We start from the raw sequence: 19,351 nt of genomic DNA, 5'->3' as shown, positions 1-19,351 counted from the left end.
GTGAAAGATGGCATCTGTAATTGCCCATTTTGGTACTGAAGAGAGCTTGACATGGAGTAATGCTGTTTTTTTGATTTTTGTTTATCTTGTGGTTTTTTTTAATACCTAGGGTGTTATAATACCACCTGGAGTAAACCTCTGGTTTGGTTTGCGTATAATATTCATACCTTAGGTGTTAAAATGTCATCCAAGATAAACTGGTTGGTAGCCAATGCATATCCTGGAGCCCTTGTGCTACAGCAATGGCTGACTGAGAACGGAATTAGCTATTCCTTAGCTCAAAAATATGCGCAGAGTGGTTGGCTTAGGAAGCTATCTTCAGGCGTTTATTATCGGCCAAGCGCAAGAGATGATGTTAAGCCGGGCTGGGTGGATGCTCTACAAGCGATGGACACACAGTTGCACCATCGTGTTCATCTGGCTGGGTTAAGCAGCTTAACTCACCAAGGGCTGAGCCACTATTTACAGTTTAGTAAAGAACAAGTTTGGATAGGGGTGAAGAACAAACAATCATTGCCTAAGTGGTTTCGTGAATTTCCCAATCAAAATTGGTTTTATTGTGGTAACCATAAGCTTGAAGCTGTCTCTGACAAGGACCTAAAAGTGATTACGGTTAAAGGAAAAGAGCTAAAAGCTAGTTGCCCAGAGCTTGCTGCTTACGAAGTTGTTGATGCAATCGGGAAGCAAATTTCTTTTGAGCATGCAGCAGAGCTTTTTCAAGGCCTTGTAAACCTGAGTCCTAGAAAGGTGCAATCTCTTCTTGAACGTAGTAGCTCGGTTCAAACCAATAGAGTGTTTTTGTTCTTGAGTCATTATCATGGGCATCAGTGGACTCAGCGTATTGATGAAACAAAGATCGCATTAGGTTCAGGAAAGCGTCAGGTGGTAGAACAAGGGCGATTTGATGAGCGTTACCAAATCACTGTGCCAGAAATATTAAGTGTAAAAAAAGAAGAAGCAAACAATGGATAGAGAGAGCCCTTATTACAAGCAGGTTTCACTGCTGATTAGAATGTTACCAGTGGTTGCAACAGAACCTTCATTTGCACTTAAAGGTGGTACAGCTATCAACTTATTTGTGAGGGATTTTCCACGCTTGTCTGTGGATATTGATCTTGCTTATCTTCCTCTTGAGCCCAGAAATGAAGCTCTAGCAAATGTAAAAGCAGCATTGCAACGTATAACCGATTTAATCAACAAAGAACCTGAGAACCGAGCTGTATTGCAGGACCATAGGTTAGATGAATTACGTATTGTTGTTACAAGTCCTAATGCAACAATTAAAATAGAAGTCTCTCCGGTAGCAAGAGGTACGTTGCATAAACCTAATAGCTTAGCTGTCCAAGAATCAGTCGAAGAAGAGTTTGGTTATGCAGAGATTCCTGTAGTTAGTCTGCCCGATCTTTATGGCGGAAAACTATGTGCTGCCATGGATCGCCAGCACCCTCGCGACCTGTTTGATGTTCGTATGCTGCTTGCAGAGGAAGGTATTTCACGAGATATCTTTGTTGGATTCATTACTTACGTACTAAGCCACCCAAGACCTATCAATGAGGTTATGGCTCCTAACTGGCAACCTCTTGATGATAAGTTTCAAGCTGAGTTCGATGGCATGACCTTTGAACCTGTTGAGTTAAACGACTTAATTTCTATAAGGCCAGCGATGGTAGCTGCACTACAAGCCCATTTCACAGAAAAAGATCGCTCATTTTTGTTGTCATTCAAGCAAGGGAGTCCTGATTGGTCACTGTTTGACTACCCAGATGCAGCAGAACTGCCAGCTATACGCTGGAAGCTACAAAACATAGCTAAGTTAGCTAAGAATCAAGAAAAACATGTAGAGCAGCTAACTAAATTAGAGTCTGTACTTGATGAGTGGCTTAAGCAAGCCAACTCCAATTAACTTTATAAAAGTATTAACAATAATTCTAAGGAGTAGGTGTGTCACGATTAACTGACCTCATCGCCCAAGCAAAAGCAAAAGACCCACAAATGGGCGCTGATTTAGAGCGAGAGTTTAAGGCTCTTTCATCACGTCGTTCATTTGGTTTGAATTTCGAGCGTCACCGCCCTGAAAACGTTGAACTTCCGCAGAGTCCTGTGCGCAAAGGTGACAAGGTACGTGTACTACCACCTCGCGGTGATACATCCAAAGGTGATCAAAGGCTTTGGGTCGTGAAACAATTTGAAATGCTGGATGATAAAAAAATTGCTCATCTTGTTGAGCGCTATGCAGCAGAACCAGAGACTAAACAAGTGGACGTTACTGATCTTGTTGTTGTAGCTGAATTTCGAGACAAGATTTATCCAGGACTTGTGAGTACTGGGAAAGTTGAGAGAGGGGGCGACAAACCGTTTCATTCTGTGATTAATGGTGAGAACTACCATGTCTTGAAAGCCTTAACTTTTACCCACCGGGGCAAAATTGACGCCATTTATATTGATCCACCCTACAATACTGGTGCCAAAGATTGGAAATACAACAACGATTATGTTGAGTCTGAGGATTTATACCGTCACTCCAAATGGCTAGCGTTTATGGAGCGCAGGTTACGTTTAGCTAAAGAGCTACTGAATCCCAAGAGTTCGGTATTGATTGCAAGTATTGATGAAAAGGAATATTTAAGACTAGGCTTGCTTCTAGAACAAATTTTCCCTGAAGCTCGAATTCAGATGGTAAGTACGATTATCAAGCCTGAAGGAACTAACCGCACTGGAGAGTTTTCTAGAACAAATGAGTTCGTTTACTTTGTGATGTTTGGAGAAGCAAAAGTTAGGCCACACAATGATGATATGTCGGGTCGGACTACAAACAATAATGATAAGAAAATTGAATGGCGAAACTTAAGACGACGTGAAAATACTAGTGTGCGAGCAGCTAGACCTAATCAGTTCTATGCCGTTTTTATAGATAAAAAAAGAAATTCAATACACAGTATTAGTGAACCACTTGCACCGCATATTAGCAGAGAGGAAGTTGAAGTTCCGGAAGGGTGTTATGCATTATTTCCATTAAAACCTGATGGAACTGAAATGCTATGGGGTGTCACGCCAGAGTCTTTACGTAGTTTGGTGGCTGATGGTTTTGCGCGAGTAAAAAATGCAGATAAAGGTCAGGGAAAAGCATCCGTTCAATATCTCGCAAGTGGAACTGTAAAAGCTATTCGAGATGGAAAAGTTGTTATCGATGGAAAAGATTATCAAGGAGCAGTTAGCGGCTCATTTAGAGAAGCTGAAGTCATGCCAAAAACAACCTGGAATAAAGAATCGCATAATGCTCAAACTGCTGGAACCTTGATTCTGTCAGCTTTAATCCCTGGGAGAAGGTTTCCATTCCCTAAATCTTTATATGCGGTTGAAGACTGTTTGAGATTTTTTGTTAAAGACAAGAAAAAAGCTGTAGTTCTAGACTTCTTCTCTGGTTCTGGAACTACAGCGCATGCAGTCATGCGCTTGAACAAGCAAGATAGTGGCGAGCGCCAATGTATATCTATTACAAATAATGAGGTTGCGGCGGAAGAACAGAGGTCTTTGCGAGAAAAAGGGTATCGCCCTGGTGATACTAAATGGGAGCGATGGGGAATCTGCGAGTATATTACAAAACCACGTATAAACTCGGCAATTCGAGGCGTGACCCCTGATGGTCAAGAGATAAAAGGTACATATAAGTATAATGATGAATTTTCTATTTCCGATGGATTGTCAGAAAACGCAGAGTTTTTTACGCTTACTTACGAAACACCAATAGCAATAAACCATAATCTTGCATTTTCTAAAATTGCACCATTGCTTTGGCTAAGGGCGGGTTCTAAGGGTAAAAGGATTGAGGAGCTTCCCCCGCAAGGATGGGATATTGCTGAAACCTACGGCGTGCTGGCAGATCTCGATAAGAGTCAGGAGTTTTGTGTAAGAGCAACCGAAAGTAAAGACATGAGAATTGCTTACATAGTTACCAATGATGATCGCCGCTTTCAGTCTGTAGCGAGAAATCTTCCTAAAAATGTGGAACCTGTTCGCTTGTATGAAGCTTATCTAAACAATTTTCAGTTCACTAATGGAGAGTAAGTCGTGAAATTTACGTTAAAAGATTACCAACGTGAGGCAGTACATGACTCGCTCAATAATTTGACTAAAGCTAAAAAGCGTTGGCATGAGGATGATGATATACATGCGTTCTCGTTAACGGCGACCACTGGTGCAGGTAAAACAGTTATGGCTGCGGCTGCATTCGAGGCATTGTTCTATGGGGATGATGAATTTGATTTTGAAGCTGACCCCGGTGCGGTTGTTATATGGTTTAGTGATGATCCATCTTTGAATGAGCAAACACGCTTTCGTTTAATGGAAGCGGCTGACAAACTAAACCATACAGATCTTGTTGTGGTGGAGAATTCTTTCAGTCTGGAGAAATTCGAGCCTGGGAAAGTGTACTTTCTAAATACTCAGAAGTTGAGTAAAAACAGCCTTCTAGTTCGGGGATACGATCCCGATGCTCAAAATTCTGCGCAAAACGAGTTATTCCCAGAGATTCGCCCAGATCTGCGTTCACACACAATCTGGGAAGTGATTCGCAACACAATTGAAGACGCCAATTTAACCTTGTATCTCGTTCTTGATGAGGCGCATCGTGGTATGGGCTCTAAGAGCAAAGCTGCTCAGAATGATAAGTCAACCATTGTTAAAAGACTAATTAATGGTTCCGGCTCTGTGCCTGCAATTCCTGTTGTTTGGGGTATTTCCGCGACAGTAGAGCGTTTTAATCAAGCTATGAGTGTAGCTGAAGGGCGAAGTACACTACCTAATGTTGTTGTTGACCCTTCGAGAGTCCAAGAGTCGGGATTGCTAAAGGATACGATTATCCTCGATATTCCTGATGAAGCAGGTCAATTCGATACAGTTCTGGTGAGAAGAGCGACAGATAAGATTGTTGAATCAAGCCAAGCTTGGGCCGATTATACAGCTGCTGAAGGGCTTCAGCCAATGTTACCCTTGATGATACTTCAAGTACCAAACAAGCCTAACCCAGATGATATCAGTCGTGCATTAGATACTATTTTTGAACGTTGGCCTGATCTTAAAAATACAAATATTGCTCATGTATTTGGTGAAAGAACCACGATGAACTTTGGCCGTCATACAGTGTATTACACGCAACCAGAAAGAGTTCAGGATGATACAGAAATACGAGTACTGATTGCAAAAGATGCAATCAGTACTGGGTGGGATTGCCCTCGAGCTGAAGTGATGGTCTCGTTTAGACCTGCGAAGGATCAAACCCACATTACGCAGTTACTAGGGCGAATGGTTCGAACACCGTTAGCTCGTAGAATTCCTGGTAACGATAGGCTAAATGCTGTGGATTGTTTGCTGCCATTTTTCGACAAGAAGTCTGTTGAAGCAGTGGCAGAGTCATTAATGCATGGGAGCTTTAGCGAAGGTGAAGCGCCTATCCAAGGGCGTCGTGTGCTTATTAATCCTGTTAAGTTGGAGCCTAACACTAAAGTTAGCAACGATATCTGGGAAATTTTTTCAAATATCCCCTCCCAGATATTACCACAGAAAGTTGCCAAGCCTATCAAGCGTTTGACTGCTTTGGCACATGAGTTATCGCAGGATCAATTGTTGGAAAACGCAGGAAAGAGAGCTCATAAAGAGATGCACAAAGTGCTAAATGCTGCGTGTGCACGTTATTCAACACAGGTTGCGGAAGCAAGAAAAGATGTACTGACAGTAGATGGAAAAAGCTTGAGAGCCGATTTAGGTGGAAAGAGTATGTCTTTTGATGACTTCGTTGAAGAGGCCGATTACGCAGTAATTGAAGATGCGTACAAACGTGCAGCTCGAGCGTTTAGTCCAGATTTAGCCAGAACATATGCTGAGCACCTCGCGGATAACAATCCAGTTGCTGATTCAAGAGAAGAGGCTTTAATGGATGCTCATGTTGACATTGCAGCTCTTGGATTGGTTAAGGAGGTTTCTGAATACTTAAACTCAGAAGCTGAAAAATTGGCCAATCAATGGTTCAAAGAGCATCGAGTTTCAATAAAGAACCTCACGGACGTGCGCCAAGATGTTTATCGCCAAATTCGAGAGATGAGCAAAGAGCCTCAGGACGTCGATCTATCTCTTCCTAAAACATGGATGGAACCAACAACGGAAAGGCTTGCTGACGGTTCGGAAGTGCTTTTGCCAACTTTTGACTCTCATTTAATGTCGAAGGACGATGGTCTTTTCCCTGCTATATTAAATGATTGGGAAATTAAGGTAATAGAACATGAGACTAATAGAGATGGATTTGAAGCATGGTACAGAAATCCATCTCGAGGCAGCCAAGATAGTTTAGGCATAGCATATCTCGATAATGGTGAATATAAATTATTGCGACCGGACTTTATCTTCTTCGCGAGAAAGCCTGACGGAACGATTGCAGTTGATATCGTCGATCCACATAGCTTGCATTTAAGCGATGCCTTGCCTAAGTTGAAGGGACTTGCAGAATATGCAGAGAAACATGCAGGGAAATATCGTCGAATAGAGTCTGTTGCGGCCTTTAATGGGAAGTTAAAGGTGTTAGATCTCATGGAGCCAACGGTGAGAAAACAAGTTTTAGATTCAGATAATGCTAAATCGCTTTTCGAAAGTGAGTTGGCTTTTGACTACATGAACTAATTTCCGGTATGGATTGTTAAATGGCCAATCGGTGTCCCCTAAGATGGGTTATTAATTGGCCATTTAAGATAGTTTAAACGGAACGCAAAGGTGGAGGGGGTAACATTAGACTGTAACGCTCCTTCAAAAGCTGTCGGCTTAAACCACTATTAGCGATAAGGTTTTCAAGAGTGTGAATATCTAGTAACTCTATAGCTCTTTGAAGCATCATAGGGTGCTCTATATTCATCAGTTCATCTCCCCTTTCAACCTTTGCAAAGCCATTTCTTGAGAGGTAGATATAACCTGATTTAGCTTTGTCACTAGTTATCAGTCCGAGAGCTTTTGCTCTATATAGAATTGCCTTAAGGCTGACGCCCCATCGAACTTTCATTTCAACAAGCGCATCCCAATTAAAGTATGAGCCTCTTACTCTTGGAAACTCTGCAACGAAAGAGCTTCTTGGCATTAAAAATGCGCTAGCAAAGTTATTGGCTTGTTGTTCAGTGGTTCGACAACCTGTCTCAATACCTTGGTGCATAATTAGATGGCCTAACTCGTGTGCAAAATCAAAGCGGAGCCTACCTGGACTCTGTTTCGTTGTATTTCTTACAATTAATGGACGAGACGTATATATAGAGAATGCGTCAATGCGTTCATCAGCATCAGCAAGATTGACAACAATACAACCTAGTTTCTCTAGCAATTTTATCATGTTAGATATCGGGCCTAAGCCAAGACCGAACTCTTTTCTTGCGCGTTCAGCGAGAAGCTCAATATCTTTCACCGACCTGAACTCATGATCTTCTGCTGAAAAGATGCTTACTTCCGGAAAGCCTACTTCATCTTCTATGGCAGAAACAAAATGACTATCAAGCATTTCTACTTGAGCCATTATTGTTTTTTTGAGTGTCTGAGTTGACGATCTCAAGCTTCTAAAATGGCATTGTTCAGCTTCAATGGTCTTTGCTCTCGGCCTAAAGAAGAAGCTTGTATTGACCGAAAGAAGACTACTAAGAAGTTCTATTTGTGCATCCGATGGAGAAGCATTGTTTTCTAGCCTAGACGCATATTGTCTTGTTACCTGTAAAGCTTCTCCTACATCTGCTAGCGATAGACCAGCAGCTACTCGCGCCAATTTTAGTTGCTCGCCGTTAAAACGATTAACAGCTTGATAAATCATTTCTTTTACTCATCAGAGACCTTTTTTTGTACTTTCTTTTTTCGAACCAATAATGGCTCATCAATTTCAACCGATTCGGGTTTGTCTATAACAACTGGACCAGTTACAACTGTGTCGTATTCCCAACTGCATATAACGTTGCCATTGCCGTTGAAACCCAACAAAGAAATAGATGGGGAATAATCAACACCATTAGATATAGGATTTAAGTAAAATCGCCAAATCAATGGGGTATCAACATAGTCTTCCTCTAATTCAAGAGATATTTGATGCTTTTCAACAGCATTGCGTTTAAGGCGATGTTGCTTGCGAGGTGAGTGAGGGTCATCCACAACAAATTGAACAAGAGTGTTTCCAACTCTAGCAGTGTAATCCATTGTTTGGTTGGCAAGTGTGAGCCATGGATAAGCACTGTCCGAGTGCATACGGATTAGCATTCCCTGTGGTAAACCATAATTTGCAGTGCCTTTAAACCAGGCCGTCGCATTGGGACTTTCTGAGTAATGATGGGCTTCATCGAGCACATCTAGTAGGTTTTCACTCAATACGTGCAAGCGTTCTTCCGTTAGGTCTGGAGCATAAAATTCAGGTTTTTTGGTCATTCGTTCTATCCGTATGCTGGGTTAAATTATGCAAAAGTTGTGAAATGTAAACTCATTCTATGCCTTTTTTTGTTTTTGTCAACCAGGGTGGTTACCAAAAAGCAACCACTAGGTAGCTTTTGGATTTCTTGTTGTGCTTACGAGTTGATAACCTGCATTGAGAAGTCGTTTTTAGGTGATTTTCAGAATTAAACAGTACTAGGTATAGGTATGGGACTTTCACATGTGAAAGTCAGAAGCGCTATCGAAAACATGCAGGCAAAGCCCCACATAAGTTTGGATAATACCAGTTAATGTTCCGTCCACTTCAGCTTTGATTTCCAAGGTCCCACATAGATATAGAAACAAAATCTAGCAGCCCCAGAGTGCTACTACTATTTTGGGTGAAAGTAATCACCTAGGCCCCACATTAGATAGTTAATTGGAAAGTGATTGGCTAGGTCCCGGTGAGGATATGCTATCGACGCGCTGCATTATTATTGGGGCAATGAAAGCAAAAAACGCTCAAACTGTCCTGATTGGGCATTTTCGCAGTGCAATCAAATTAGTAAGCCTCGCTAGACTGTAACCCGTAGCAGTCGCAAAAAAGGAGGCTTATTATGCAAGATTACTCAAAGTTAGATCAGATGGCGTCTAATTGGCACCAGTTAGCCCACTATCGTGAGAAGTTTAATGAATCAGAGTACTTTGAAAAAGCTCTGGCCCAATCGGAATTACTCCTCGAAGAAATAACTAAAATCACACATCAGGAGCCCTTTCGGCTCGAATTCATGGCTAGTTGCTTCGCCAATAACTTTTGGCGTTTCAATCGACATCATCGCTCACCTGAAACTCCAGAATTGCCAGGTAGATTTGGTTGTCGCGTGAGAGTCAAAGACAATAAGTTTGAAGCTTCATGGTACATCAATGTTTTCCTCGATGAAGAAGACATGAAGCGCAGAAAAAACAAACACCAAAGAGTTAGGTCAGTACATATTCCGAAGGGGCCTAGTAGTCGCTATCGCCCAAGCAGTTTTTCTAAAGCTCAAGATTGGGAAAAGGTGAAAATCAATTATGCAGAGGATGCTTTCCAGCTTCTCCGAGAAATCCGACATGAGATGGATAACATCAGAAAAAAAGTTGAAATGTGTCAGCGTCGTTTTATCAAGCTGCGAGATCATTTTGAGTTGATGGAGGAACCTAAATGAGTTTAGAAGACCCATTAGTCGGTATTTTTGATAAAGATATTCAAGTTGATTTAAATAGCCTAACGATCAATATCTATGATTCTGGATTGTTATCTGCGTACATTTCAAAGATGAAAGATGAGTTAATCGCACAGCGACGTGATTTAAAACGCTCAGCTTTCGCTCTGGAAGAGTCATTCAACAAGTACAGGGAGAAATTAAAGAAAGAGCACTCCGGACAGGAACCGTTTCGGTTTGTCTTTACTGTGTATATCGAGGATAACCTACCTAACTTTCAATGGTTTAAAGTTATAGTTTTTAATAGGGACAAACCAGCAAAGCTAGAAATGTTGACAGGGAACATTTTGAAGCAAAAAAGGATGAGTAACGTCGCTGATTGGGAACGACAAATGTATTACCACTTATGTCTGCAAATAGAAGAAATGAAAGTGCGTGCGGACTTTATTTCAGACTTTGAGAAGAAGTTATTACAGCTTTTACCCCCTATTGATAAGCTTGAAATGTTCATTCAGAACAAAGTCAATTAAATCATGGTGTTGTTTGACGTTTAAAGAAGCCTTGCCTAAATTAGTGGCGAGGCTTTTATTTTTTATTGAGAGTGGGGTTGCATTTTAAAATTCGATGATACGCTGGTATTAAAAAGGAGGATATGCCAGTGATGAAATTAAAAGTTCAGTCAGTATCTGCCAATAAAAGAAAAGTCAGCGTTGCATGGTTCGTCGGATTGTCAAAGCATGGGATAGTTGATGTTGAAATTGGACGAGTTGAGAACCGTGTGGCTATTGCAGAGTTAACAGCAGCACGCTCTTTGCTCTGGGACTGTCAGGTCTTCGGATATCGCCCTAGTAGCGGTAAAGGTCTTGAGATAGGGTTTCCACATACGACCTTTCAGTCTTTGGAGCAGTGCTCAAGTGATGAGTTGCTGCGAGCGAGTCAGTATTTAAAGACGTGGCTGGACGGTGCTCAACTCAAACCAGATGAAATTGTCGGTGTTGCTGCTTCTACTGAACAGATACCTGTGATCCAGCCATATCGTTCACCTCAGCCCGTGTTTGATTCACCAGTTTTGGGACCAGTGGCAATCAGTCGCCATGCCATACAGCGTTATCAGGAGCGCTTTCAACATGGGTATACGAAGTCTCCTTGGTTAAGCCTGCAACGACAGCTTTGTAACCCCGAATTGCGCCAAGCGAGACTCTCAGAACGTACACGATTTCAGAAACTGCTGAAGTACGGAGACGATGGCAGCCAAGTCTGGCACCACCCGACGGGAGATCTATATTTCTTGCTAGTGCCACAGGAGACTCACTCGCTGGTCGTGACAGTTTTTTCCCATTTGAGTCACTCTATGACTAAGGAGGCGGCATGATTCTGAAGATGAACGCCGTTTCTGCTGACGTGTCTTCAAAGCACCCTGGCAGTGCTGGTATTGAACCTCATGCTTTCACCGAAAAAGAGGTGGAGACAACGATGCGTGTTGATTGGCTTTGGCCGCTCAAAGTGATAGTAAAATTGGTTCTTTTTGTGACGCTGTTGTTTGCCTTGCCCAGCCCAATTTCATTTTTGATTATCCTGTTTACCGCAGCTTATTACGTGAACAAGCTACATCGACGTTATGGCAGATCAAGAAGGGGGCGAAGGTTCGCTGGACATGGACAAATGTCGATGCGAGATGGTTCGTTATCTGGCTTATCAAGTTCAGGAGTATACCGAGCTGGATTGGTCAGTGCAGCGAGTGCAGAATTGATGCCTGATATCGCAGATTCCAGTTCTGATTCGAGCCCATCATTTTGGTGTGGTTATACCAATCCAGCAAGCGGTCTTCCCATGGTGGAAAACTCCTGCATTGATATCGGCGGTAATGTGTTTGGGGATGACAGTATGACTAGCATTGATACCAGTTTTGACTGTGGTGGTATTAGCTGCGACCCATTTGATTCAACGATTTAAGGAGGTTGTATGGATTTGCTTTGGTATTGGTTCGCAGGTCTGCTTTTGACAGTTGGTGCTGTTGGATGTGTCTACTGGTATGCCGCATATCAGGCAAAGCGGGGTGAGAGTAACAAGGATGGATAGTTTTCCCTATTTCCCACGTATCCCAATTTCCCAGTGAATTTAGGATTTACTTGAGGTGTGTGGCTGGTTACTAGCTAATTTTTGAATTAGTGTGCTTTTTTCTTCTTCTGAGAGATTTTCTATAAGGCATAGAAGTTCAGCTGTCTTTTGCGAATCACAGAAAAAGAACGCAATGGGTACGTTTAGTTCTTCTGCCATTTGTCTTAACGTGTTGATATCAGGCGTATGGCGGCCTTTCTCATAATGGTTCATGCGTCCACTCGCCACACTTGGGTCCATACCAATACGAATACCGAGCGTTTTTTGGCTGATGCCTGCTCGCGTTCTTGCCTCTTTAAGGCGTATTGGTAGGGGGCTTGGGTTTGGCAAATCACATTCATCGACAATCTCTAGATGCTTAGATCTTCTAAGTTTTTTATGATTCTGTATACTTAGGATATCTAAGCTTTGTGGTTGATGGAATAGTCATGGAGAGCAAAAATGCCTAGTAAGTTTGCACTTAAAAGAAAAATGAGAAGTGGTGTACCGTTGAAAGTCCTCAGTGTATGTTTATCGGTAGGTTTATCTGCCCAAGCATATGCTGTGCCTAGTTATGAGCTCACATATGGTGACTGGAAGCAGATGTGTGGTCAGCCTAACCAAGCGTGCAACTTTTTCCTAAAAGGTTTTTTGCAATCAGCTTCTTTTTGGAGTCAGTGGGTTGAAGATGCGGCGTTACTTCGCCCTGATCTTAAAAGAGCAAATGATGTCGTGCGTTGGGTCAGTATGCCTCAAGATAATGGTCAGCTTTGCTTACCAAGAAACATTCAGTTTGAATCAGTAAGATCTCATGTCGATCGATCCCTTGAGCTGCTGTATCGAGAACAGCCTGATTTTACTCCAGGGCCCAGTACATTGCTTACAGGGCCTGGTTTAAGGGTAAATTTGTATGATGCATTTAAGAATGCGTACCCTTGTCGATCATAGTAAGTGGCATATACGATCTGCAACTTTCTGGTGTGCTTCTCGTCGCTCCTCCAGAAAATCGTGGCGGTTGTAGATGCCTTCAACCCCTTTGAGTTTGTGATTTAGACACCTTTCAGCCACTTGACCATCAATGCCCTCGGCTGAAGCCAGTGTTCTGAAGGTACGACGCAGGTCATGGACAACAAAGTAATCAACCCCTTCCATTTTATTTTTGGTTGGCCTCTCTTTGTCACGACCAAACAAATATTTAATAGCGGTGGTTATTGTATCTGAGCCCATGTATGGATTTTTGCTCCTCCTTCTACTCGGAAATACATAATCGGAATCAAGAGCTCTGATTTTGAGTTCTTGCAGCCATTCCACAGCTTGGCGAGGAAGTGGGATAGTTAATGGTATGCCATTTTTGGTTCTCTCTTTGGGGAGCTCCCAGATCCCATTATCTAAATCAAACTCATCCCAAGGCGCTTGGCAGAGCTCGCTATTTCTGACGCCTAGCACTAGATATAAGCAGCAAGCTAGATAGTTTTCTCGTGTAAAGCTTACATTGTTCTCTCTGAACACTCGAAACACAGTTGCTATCTCGTCTTCGGTCAAAACACGCTCTCGACTTTTTTCAACACCTCCTGCGTCGTTGACACGAAAAGCTGCTGCCGGGTTGAACTGTGTGAGGTCGAGTTTGTTTGCATGTCGAAAAAGCTGTTTCATGTACATCAAGGTGTCATTTGCGATGCTTTTGCGGCCACTATCTACGACGCGCTTGATTACTTCTCTTACATCAAGAGCAGTGACTTGATCGATTCTTATTTTGCCCATCACTGGGTGGATTTCTTTGGTGTAGATACGCTTGGGGATGTTGGCGTGTTGCAGTCTTACTTGAAGATCGTTTTTATACCAATCATCGAACAGTTGCTCGACGGTTTCTATACATGACCATTGACGGCGTTGACGTTCGGCCAGTGGATTTATGCCTTGTTTAATGAGCTTTCGCTGCTGGAAGGCGGCATCGCGTGCGTCAGCAAGGGATAGTTCTGGGTAGGACCCAAGTGTCATTTCTGGACGACTGCCGTTGATTGAAAATCGCAAGATCCAAAACGGTTCTCCAGATGCGGGTACAACGAAGTAGAGGCCATTACCATCTGCGGTTTTGCGTGGTTCATCTTTGGCTAAAGCGGCGACTTTTCGTGCGTTGAGCTTGCCCATATAGTTCTCCTTATCATGGAAAGTTACTCACCATTTAAGGGCATACTAGATCAATCCTACTCACCACTAAACTCACCAGTTGGTTGAAAATACAGGCAAAGACCTGAAATATCCTGAAAATAAAAAAGCCCCTATTTACAGGGGCTTGGTAAGATTAAGTAAGCTTAAAGAGACTCAAAAAACCTTATTCGATGTTTTGAATTTGCTCACGCATTTGCTCGATAAGCACTTTTAGCTCAACAGCAGCTGTAGTCACATCGGTATTGATTGACTTAGAGGCTAGGGTATTTGACTCACGGTTAAACTCTTGCATCATAAAGTCTAGACGACGACCACATGCGCCACCTTTCTTTAGGATTTTTTGTGTCTCTTTTACGTGAGAGTCTAGGCGATCAAGCTCTTCGGCGACATCGCTCTTTTGCGCTAGCATTACTAACTCTTGCTCTAGACGGTTAGCATCAAGTTCAATTTTTGCTTCATCTAAACGAGACATAATACGTTCGCGCTGCCAGGTCATGATTTCTGGCATCAATGCACGAACTTTACCTGCTTCTGCAGAGATCGCATCTAAACGCTGCTCGATAAGGGCACGCATGTTATCGCCTTCGCTTGCACGCGCTGCAATAAAGTCATCGATTGCAGCATCAAAGCCAGCAAGAAGATCTTTATTAATAGTATCCAGATCTTGCTCTGGTGCTTCCATTACGCCCGGCCAGTTCAAAACTTGGAACGGATTAATGCTACCTTCACCTGAGGTATCTTTGACCCACTTAGCCGCATTGATTACTTGCTTTGCCAGTGCTTCATTAATCGTTAGATTAGTATTAGCTGCAGGGTTTGCTTCAAAGCGCAGATTACATTCAACCTTACCGCGCGCTAGACGCTGACGGAAACGCTCACGCAATACAGGTTCTAGACCACGAAATTGCTCTGGCATACGTAGGTAAGTTTCAAGATAGCGCTGATTGACGGAACGGATTTCCCATACAGCAGTACCCCAGTCGCCTTTTACTTCGCGACGGGCATAGGCAGTCATACTATGGATCATTGGCTTTAGGCCCCTTTATTAAAACGAGTAGCGACGGCTCAAACTGGCTAACAAGCATGGATAGACAGTGTGTAGTCAATGAGAAAGTGCGTCGATACACAAGTGACTTTGATTATATGCAAAAACCATTTAGCTGCGCTACTTTTGACCAACGTATTCGATGAGTTTTTCGTGCAGTCCCGGCGACATATCGCTATAATCGCCGGTTAATGTTATCCAGCTAAAGGAAAGACCATCATGCGTCCAAGCGGAAGAAGTGCGTCTCAAGTCCGTCCAATTACTATTACTCGTCAATTTACCGCTCACGCTGAAGGTTCAGTGTTGGTTGAGTTTGGTAATACGAAAGTTATCTGTACGGCTAGTGTGGAAGAGAATGTACCACGTTGGCTAAAAGGACAAGGTAAAGGCTGGGTAACGGCAGAATATGGCATGCTACCTCGTGCAACTCATTCACGTAATCGTCGTGAGGCTGCAAGTGGCAAGCAGGGCGGTCGCACCATGGAAATCCAACGTCTGATTGCACGTAGCTTGCGTGCTGCAGTAGATTTAGAAGTGTTGGGTGAGCAGATGATCACGGTTGACTGTGATGTTATCCAAGCTGATGGTGGTACTCGTACTGCTTCTATTACTGGGGCGATGGTTGCCTTAGTTGATGCAATTCACTACATGCTAGAGAAAGGCATGATTAAGAAGAACCCTCTGAAAACGATGGTTGCGGCGGTGTCGGTTGGTATTTACAACGGCGAGCCAATTTGTGATTTAGAATATCTTGAAGACTCTGCGGCAGAAACCGATATGAATGTGGTGATGACCGAAGAGGGTAAGATGATTGAGATTCAAGGTACGGCAGAGGGTGAAGCCTTTAGCCATGAAGAGTTATTAGCTATGCTGGCTCTGGCCAAAGAAGGCATTAACGAAATCATTGCCCAGCAAAAACAAGCGTTAGCTAACTGATTGTAGAGCGGTTCCTATTGGAGCCGCTTTTTTTTGAGCAAAATTTATGGGAGTGAGGAATATCTCCAAAACCCCAGCGTGTTGCCATACGTAATTGGCGTAACATTTAGAAAGTTGTTTAAGGAGACACAATGAAAGCATATCAGCGTCAGTTCATCGAATTCGCTTTGGAAAAGGGCGTACTTAAGTTTGGTGAGTTCACACTGAAATCTGGCCGTAAGAGTCCATATTTCTTTAATGCGGGCTTATTTAATACTGGCCGTGACTTGGCTCGTTTAGGTCGTTTTTACGCTGAAGCTTTAGTTGATGCTGGGATTGAATTTGATGTGCTATTTGGTCCTGCTTATAAAGGCATTCCAATTGCAACAACAACGGCAGTTGCGCTAGCGGATCAACACGATATCGATACGCCTTACTGCTTTAACCGTAAAGAAGCAAAAGATCACGGCGAAGGTGGCAATTTAGTGGGTAGCCCATTAGAAGGCCGTATTATGCTGGTTGATGATGTGATCACAGCCGGTACTGCAATTCGTGAATCGATGGAAATTATCAAAGCTAATGGCGCGGATTTAGCTGGTGTATTAGTGGCTATCGATCGCCAAGAAAAAGGCAAGAGTGAACTTTCTGCGATTCAAGAAGTTGAGCGCGATTTTGGTTGTGCCGTTATCTCTATTGTCTCTTTAGGTGATGTGGTTCGTTATTTGGAAGAACAACCAGGTATGACAGATCACCTTGCTGCAGTACAAGCATACCGCGAACAATACGGCGTGTAATACAGTTATTAAGTAAGCAATAAAATAAACAAGGGCTCAGAATATGAGCCCTTGTTGTTTTTAGTTACTGTTTTGGCTACTAGCCTCTTAACCAAGTTGTGAACTTAGTAGCTGCCAGTAATCATCAAAGCTTTCGGTCGGCTTGTATTTAAAGTTTGAACGAACAAAACGGTTTAAGCTGCCTTCCACTTGTCCTAATAACTGAGCGGCAAGAATACTTTCATCTACCGGAAAGCCTTTACCTTCGCGCAGTTTACGTTCTCGAAGAATCTGACGCAGTTGAGTTTCAATACGTTCAAATAGCTGATTTATACGAGCTTGAAGACGATCTTGTTCGAACATCAACGCGTGACCTGTCATGATACGAGTCAGACCTGGGTTACGTTCTGCAAACACCAAAATCAGTTGTAACACCATACGCAAGCGGTTTAGGGTGTCTTTCTCGTCATCAAGGATACGGTTAATACGGGTGGTGATTGAGTCTTCAATAAACTCAATTAACCCCTCAAACATGCGAGCTTTACTAGGGAAGTGGCGATACAGTGCCGCCTCAGAAAAGCCGACTTGAGCGGCCAGTTTTACTGTTGTAATGCGTTGGCTACCTTGAGGAGATTCCAGCATTTGTGCTAATGCTTGTAGGATCTCTTCGCGGCGATTATTTTTTTTGTTGCCAGCCATGAATTACCGTTCCTTTTCTCTATGTGACTGCCTGTCGACAGTTTTTGAAACCCGCTCATATTAACGATCACCCTCAATTATGAAAAGATTCAAATCAAGATATTGGGGGCTTAATCAGTAAAAAGCGTAAGCTAACTGCTCACGCTTTTATATGGTTAAGAAAGTATTAGCTCTGATCGATTAAACTGAAAAATAACTCAGCTTACTGACGGCCAGAGTGACCAAAACCACCTTCACCACGGTCTGTTGCCGAAAAATCTTCTACCAAGTTAAACTCAGCTTGTACCACAGGCACAAAGACTAATTGGGCAATGCGATCGCCAGGTTCAATCGTAAATGTTGATTGACCACGGTTCCAAACTGATACCATTAATTGACCTTGGTAGTCAGAGTCGATTAGACCAACTAAGTTCCCTAATACGATGCCATGCTTATGACCTAGGCCAGAACGAGGCAGAATGGTGGCAGCTAAACTGTTATCGGCAATATGGATTGCTAAACCGGTTGGTACGAGGTGAGTTTCGCCGGGTGCAACAGTTAATGCCTGATCTAAACAAGCACGAAGGTCTAATCCAGCAGAGCCTTCAGTTGCGTATGCTGGCAGTGGAAATTCGTTACCAACTCGTGGGTCTAGAATTTTCAGGTCGATTTTTTTCATGCTTTTACTCTTAGCTCAATGATGTCGTTGATTGTTGATACAAGGCTGCAATTTCAGCGATAAGTTGCTGGCCAAGCTCTGCTTTAGAGCACAGAGGTAACTCTTTTTGTCCTGTCTGCCAAAATAGGGTTAGTGCATTATTGTCACTATTAAACCCCTGATTTTGGGCTGAGACATCGTTGGCGCAGATAAGATCCAGTTTTTTACGACTTAGCTTATCCATCGCATATTGCTCAACATTTTGGGTTTCAGCTGCAAAGCCTACCGTAAATGGACGCTGCTGCTCAAGGGCGGCAACAGCGGCAATAATATCTGGATTTTTCACCAAGCGGATAACCATCTCATCGCTATCTGCTTGTTTTTTCATTTTTTGCTCAGCTACTTCTGCTGGGCGGAAATCGGCTACAGCGGCGCAACCGATAAAGATTTGGTGTAAGACTGCTTGCTCTAGTGCAGCTTGATGCATCTCTTTAGCGCTAAAGACATTAATGCGTTTTACCCCTGCTGGTGTAGCAAGATTGACAGGCCCGCTAATTAAGGTGACATCTGCGCCTTGTTTTGCCGCAGCCTCAGCAATGGCGTAGCCCATTTTACCGGAGCTGTGATTGGTTAGATAACGAACGGGATCTATCGCTTCACATGTTGGTCCTGCGGTAATCGCAATTTTTACCCCAGCTAGTGCTTTGGGTGCAAAGTAGTGTTCGATACGTTCAACCAATTGCATTGGCTCTAACATACGACCTGGGCCCACATCACCACAGGCTTGTTCGCCACTAGCTGGTCCCCAAATTTCAAAACCGCGACGAGCCAGTGTTGCGATGTTCTCTTGCGTGGCAATATTGCGATACATCTGTTGGTTCATTGCAGGAGCAACGGCAATAGGTGCATCGGTAGCAAGACATAATGTGGTTAACAGATCATTACCCATTCCCGCACTGACACGAGCGATTAAATCTGCAGTTGCTGGCGCAAGTAAAACGATATCGGCCCATTTTGCCAATTCAATATGACCCATAGACGCTTCAGCAGCAGGATTGAGCAGACTGTCAGAGACGGGGTTGCCTGAGACGGCTTGCATGGTTAATGGGGTAATAAATTCTTTAGCCGCTTTGGTCATCACTACTTGTACTTGAGCACCACGCTCAATTAAGCGACGAGTCAGTTCGGCACATTTGTACGCGGCTATACCACCACTGATCCCTAAGAGAATCTTTTTTCCTGCTAATGTCTGCATCATTTAGCCTGTTTCTGTGAGCCTTAAGAAGTGCAACAAAATAGCACCAAAACCGAAAGAGGTCATGAGCTGAAATCAAAGTCGACCGACAAAGTCGGCTAGCTTGGGTATATTTCGACCGAGTTAGGTTTTTCCTGAAAGGTA

Annotated in this window: 19 protein-coding genes; 11 read left to right on the top strand and 8 right to left on the bottom strand. The window is 43.1% G+C overall.

The window, feature by feature from the left end; translation table 11 throughout:
* Positions 1–180: 180 nt before the first annotated feature.
* Genes WAX86_RS14440 through WAX86_RS14425 form a run of 4 tightly spaced genes read left to right on the top strand, consistent with a single transcriptional unit; the run spans position 181 to position 6,669 of the window.
* Entirely contained in the window at positions 181–972 is a 792-nt protein-coding gene (locus WAX86_RS14440) for a type IV toxin-antitoxin system AbiEi family antitoxin (protein WP_017043869.1), read from the top strand.
* A complete protein-coding gene (locus tag WAX86_RS14435) occupies positions 965–1,903 on the top strand; it encodes a nucleotidyl transferase AbiEii/AbiGii toxin family protein (RefSeq protein WP_017043868.1) in 939 nt (312 codons plus the stop codon). Before WAX86_RS14440 ends, WAX86_RS14435 begins: the two co-directional genes overlap by 8 nt.
* A gap of 38 nt (positions 1,904–1,941) precedes the next feature.
* Entirely contained in the window at positions 1,942–4,065 is a 2,124-nt protein-coding gene (locus tag WAX86_RS14430; protein WP_258484731.1) for a site-specific DNA-methyltransferase, read from the top strand.
* Positions 4,066–4,068: 3 nt separating this feature from the next.
* Positions 4,069–6,669, top strand: a complete 2,601-nt coding sequence (locus WAX86_RS14425) for a DEAD/DEAH box helicase (protein ID WP_258484730.1) — start codon at positions 4,069–4,071, stop codon at positions 6,667–6,669.
* 73 nt (positions 6,670–6,742) lie between these two features.
* On the opposite strand, the gene WAX86_RS14420 is transcribed toward WAX86_RS14425, so the two are convergent.
* Both WAX86_RS14420 and WAX86_RS14415 read right to left on the bottom strand, forming a co-directional pair.
* A complete protein-coding gene (locus tag WAX86_RS14420; protein WP_017042094.1) occupies positions 6,743–7,831 on the bottom strand; it encodes an ImmA/IrrE family metallo-endopeptidase in 1,089 nt (362 codons plus the stop codon).
* Between the two features lie 5 nt (positions 7,832–7,836).
* Positions 7,837–8,433, bottom strand: a complete 597-nt coding sequence (locus WAX86_RS14415) for a hypothetical protein (protein WP_077639852.1) — start codon at positions 8,431–8,433, stop codon at positions 7,837–7,839.
* Positions 8,434–9,032: 599 nt separating this feature from the next.
* On the opposite strand from WAX86_RS14415, the gene mobI reads away from it, so the two are divergent.
* The 4 genes from mobI (at position 9,033) to WAX86_RS14395 (ending at position 11,570) form a co-directional block, all read left to right on the top strand.
* Positions 9,033–9,620, top strand: coding sequence for a conjugative transfer protein MobI(A/C) (mobI, locus tag WAX86_RS14410; RefSeq protein WP_017042092.1), 588 nt, complete (start codon positions 9,033–9,035; stop codon positions 9,618–9,620).
* The gene (locus WAX86_RS14405) at positions 9,617–10,147 is read left to right on the top strand and encodes a hypothetical protein (RefSeq protein ID WP_017042091.1); all 531 of its coding nucleotides are present in this window, start codon (positions 9,617–9,619) and stop codon (positions 10,145–10,147) included. Before mobI ends, WAX86_RS14405 begins: the two co-directional genes overlap by 4 nt.
* 131 nt (positions 10,148–10,278) lie before the next feature.
* Entirely contained in the window at positions 10,279–10,989 is a 711-nt protein-coding gene (locus WAX86_RS14400; RefSeq protein ID WP_026027137.1) for a hypothetical protein, read from the top strand.
* The gene (locus WAX86_RS14395; protein ID WP_252374652.1) at positions 10,986–11,570 is read left to right on the top strand and encodes a hypothetical protein; all 585 of its coding nucleotides are present in this window, start codon (positions 10,986–10,988) and stop codon (positions 11,568–11,570) included. Before WAX86_RS14400 ends, WAX86_RS14395 begins: the two co-directional genes overlap by 4 nt.
* A gap of 165 nt (positions 11,571–11,735) precedes the next feature.
* Here the strand turns inward: WAX86_RS14395 and WAX86_RS14390 are convergent, their stop codons facing one another.
* Complete coding sequence (locus tag WAX86_RS14390) at positions 11,736–12,065, bottom strand: helix-turn-helix domain-containing protein (protein ID WP_077639853.1); 330 nt, start codon at positions 12,063–12,065, stop codon at positions 11,736–11,738.
* A gap of 111 nt (positions 12,066–12,176) precedes the next feature.
* On the opposite strand from WAX86_RS14390, the gene WAX86_RS14385 reads away from it, so the two are divergent.
* On the top strand, positions 12,177–12,662 hold the full coding sequence (locus WAX86_RS14385) for a hypothetical protein (RefSeq protein ID WP_169695165.1): 486 nt from the start codon (positions 12,177–12,179) through the stop codon (positions 12,660–12,662).
* Here the strand turns inward: WAX86_RS14385 and WAX86_RS14380 are convergent.
* Both WAX86_RS14380 and WAX86_RS14375 read right to left on the bottom strand, forming a co-directional pair.
* Positions 12,657–13,862, bottom strand: coding sequence for a site-specific integrase (locus WAX86_RS14380; protein ID WP_276458967.1), 1,206 nt, complete (start codon positions 13,860–13,862; stop codon positions 12,657–12,659). The two genes, WAX86_RS14385 and WAX86_RS14380, sit on opposite strands and share 6 nt — an antisense overlap.
* Before the next feature lie 184 nt (positions 13,863–14,046).
* A complete protein-coding gene (locus WAX86_RS14375; protein ID WP_341488943.1) occupies positions 14,047–14,910 on the bottom strand; it encodes a YicC/YloC family endoribonuclease in 864 nt (287 codons plus the stop codon).
* Positions 14,911–15,147: 237 nt separating this feature from the next.
* Between WAX86_RS14375 and rph the strand changes: the two genes are divergently transcribed.
* Together rph and pyrE are read left to right on the top strand one after the other, a co-directional pair.
* A complete protein-coding gene (gene rph / locus WAX86_RS14370) occupies positions 15,148–15,864 on the top strand; it encodes a ribonuclease PH (RefSeq protein ID WP_005302522.1) in 717 nt (238 codons plus the stop codon).
* A gap of 131 nt (positions 15,865–15,995) precedes the next feature.
* Positions 15,996–16,637, top strand: coding sequence for an orotate phosphoribosyltransferase (gene pyrE / locus WAX86_RS14365; protein WP_005302524.1), 642 nt, complete (start codon positions 15,996–15,998; stop codon positions 16,635–16,637).
* 87 nt (positions 16,638–16,724) lie between these two features.
* Here pyrE and slmA read toward each other — a convergent pair whose 3' ends face one another.
* The 3 genes from slmA to coaBC form a co-directional block, all read right to left on the bottom strand.
* On the bottom strand, positions 16,725–17,315 hold the full coding sequence (slmA, locus tag WAX86_RS14360) for a nucleoid occlusion factor SlmA (protein ID WP_005302526.1): 591 nt from the start codon (positions 17,313–17,315) through the stop codon (positions 16,725–16,727).
* A 202-nt stretch (positions 17,316–17,517) separates the two neighbouring features.
* Positions 17,518–17,973 carry a dUTP diphosphatase gene (gene dut, locus WAX86_RS14355; RefSeq protein WP_044173979.1) on the bottom strand — a complete coding sequence of 152 codons (456 nt, stop codon included), beginning with the start codon at positions 17,971–17,973 and terminating at the stop codon, positions 17,518–17,520.
* Between the two features lie 10 nt (positions 17,974–17,983).
* Positions 17,984–19,207: a bifunctional phosphopantothenoylcysteine decarboxylase/phosphopantothenate--cysteine ligase CoaBC gene (gene coaBC, locus WAX86_RS14350; RefSeq protein WP_068945339.1), complete on the bottom strand. Its 1,224-nt coding sequence runs from the start codon at positions 19,205–19,207 to the stop codon at positions 17,984–17,986.
* Between the last annotated feature and the right edge of the window lie 144 nt (positions 19,208–19,351).

Source organism: Photobacterium damselae subsp. damselae (genome assembly GCF_038086725.1).
Taxonomy (GTDB): Bacteria; Pseudomonadota; Gammaproteobacteria; order Enterobacterales; family Vibrionaceae; genus Photobacterium; species Photobacterium damselae.
Note: the sequence above shows the minus strand (reverse complement) of the source record. Positions and strands in the feature narration are given on the sequence as shown.

What these genes read in the sequence shown, in the direction of transcription:
- WAX86_RS14440 (WP_017043869.1), top strand. Translation starts at nt 181, where the DNA reads ATGTCATCCAAGATAAACTGGTTGGTAGCCAATGCATATCCTGGAGCC.
- WAX86_RS14435 (WP_017043868.1), top strand. Translation starts at nt 965, where the DNA reads ATGGATAGAGAGAGCCCTTATTACAAGCAGGTTTCACTGCTGATTAGA.
- WAX86_RS14420 (WP_017042094.1), bottom strand. Translation starts at nt 7,831, where the DNA reads ATGATTTATCAAGCTGTTAATCGTTTTAACGGCGAGCAACTAAAATTG.
- WAX86_RS14415 (WP_077639852.1), bottom strand. Translation starts at nt 8,433, where the DNA reads ATGACCAAAAAACCTGAATTTTATGCTCCAGACCTAACGGAAGAACGC.
- mobI (WP_017042092.1), top strand. Translation starts at nt 9,033, where the DNA reads ATGCAAGATTACTCAAAGTTAGATCAGATGGCGTCTAATTGGCACCAG.
- WAX86_RS14405 (WP_017042091.1), top strand. Translation starts at nt 9,617, where the DNA reads ATGAGTTTAGAAGACCCATTAGTCGGTATTTTTGATAAAGATATTCAA.
- WAX86_RS14400 (WP_026027137.1), top strand. Translation starts at nt 10,279, where the DNA reads ATGAAATTAAAAGTTCAGTCAGTATCTGCCAATAAAAGAAAAGTCAGC.
- WAX86_RS14395 (WP_252374652.1), top strand. Translation starts at nt 10,986, where the DNA reads ATGATTCTGAAGATGAACGCCGTTTCTGCTGACGTGTCTTCAAAGCAC.
- WAX86_RS14385 (WP_169695165.1), top strand. Translation starts at nt 12,177, where the DNA reads ATGCCTAGTAAGTTTGCACTTAAAAGAAAAATGAGAAGTGGTGTACCG.
- WAX86_RS14380 (WP_276458967.1), bottom strand. Translation starts at nt 13,862, where the DNA reads ATGGGCAAGCTCAACGCACGAAAAGTCGCCGCTTTAGCCAAAGATGAA.
- WAX86_RS14375 (WP_341488943.1), bottom strand. Translation starts at nt 14,910, where the DNA reads ATGATCCATAGTATGACTGCCTATGCCCGTCGCGAAGTAAAAGGCGAC.
- rph (WP_005302522.1), top strand. Translation starts at nt 15,148, where the DNA reads ATGCGTCCAAGCGGAAGAAGTGCGTCTCAAGTCCGTCCAATTACTATT.
- pyrE (WP_005302524.1), top strand. Translation starts at nt 15,996, where the DNA reads ATGAAAGCATATCAGCGTCAGTTCATCGAATTCGCTTTGGAAAAGGGC.
- slmA (WP_005302526.1), bottom strand. Translation starts at nt 17,315, where the DNA reads ATGGCTGGCAACAAAAAAAATAATCGCCGCGAAGAGATCCTACAAGCA.
- dut (WP_044173979.1), bottom strand. Translation starts at nt 17,973, where the DNA reads ATGAAAAAAATCGACCTGAAAATTCTAGACCCACGAGTTGGTAACGAA.
- coaBC (WP_068945339.1), bottom strand. Translation starts at nt 19,207, where the DNA reads ATGCAGACATTAGCAGGAAAAAAGATTCTCTTAGGGATCAGTGGTGGT.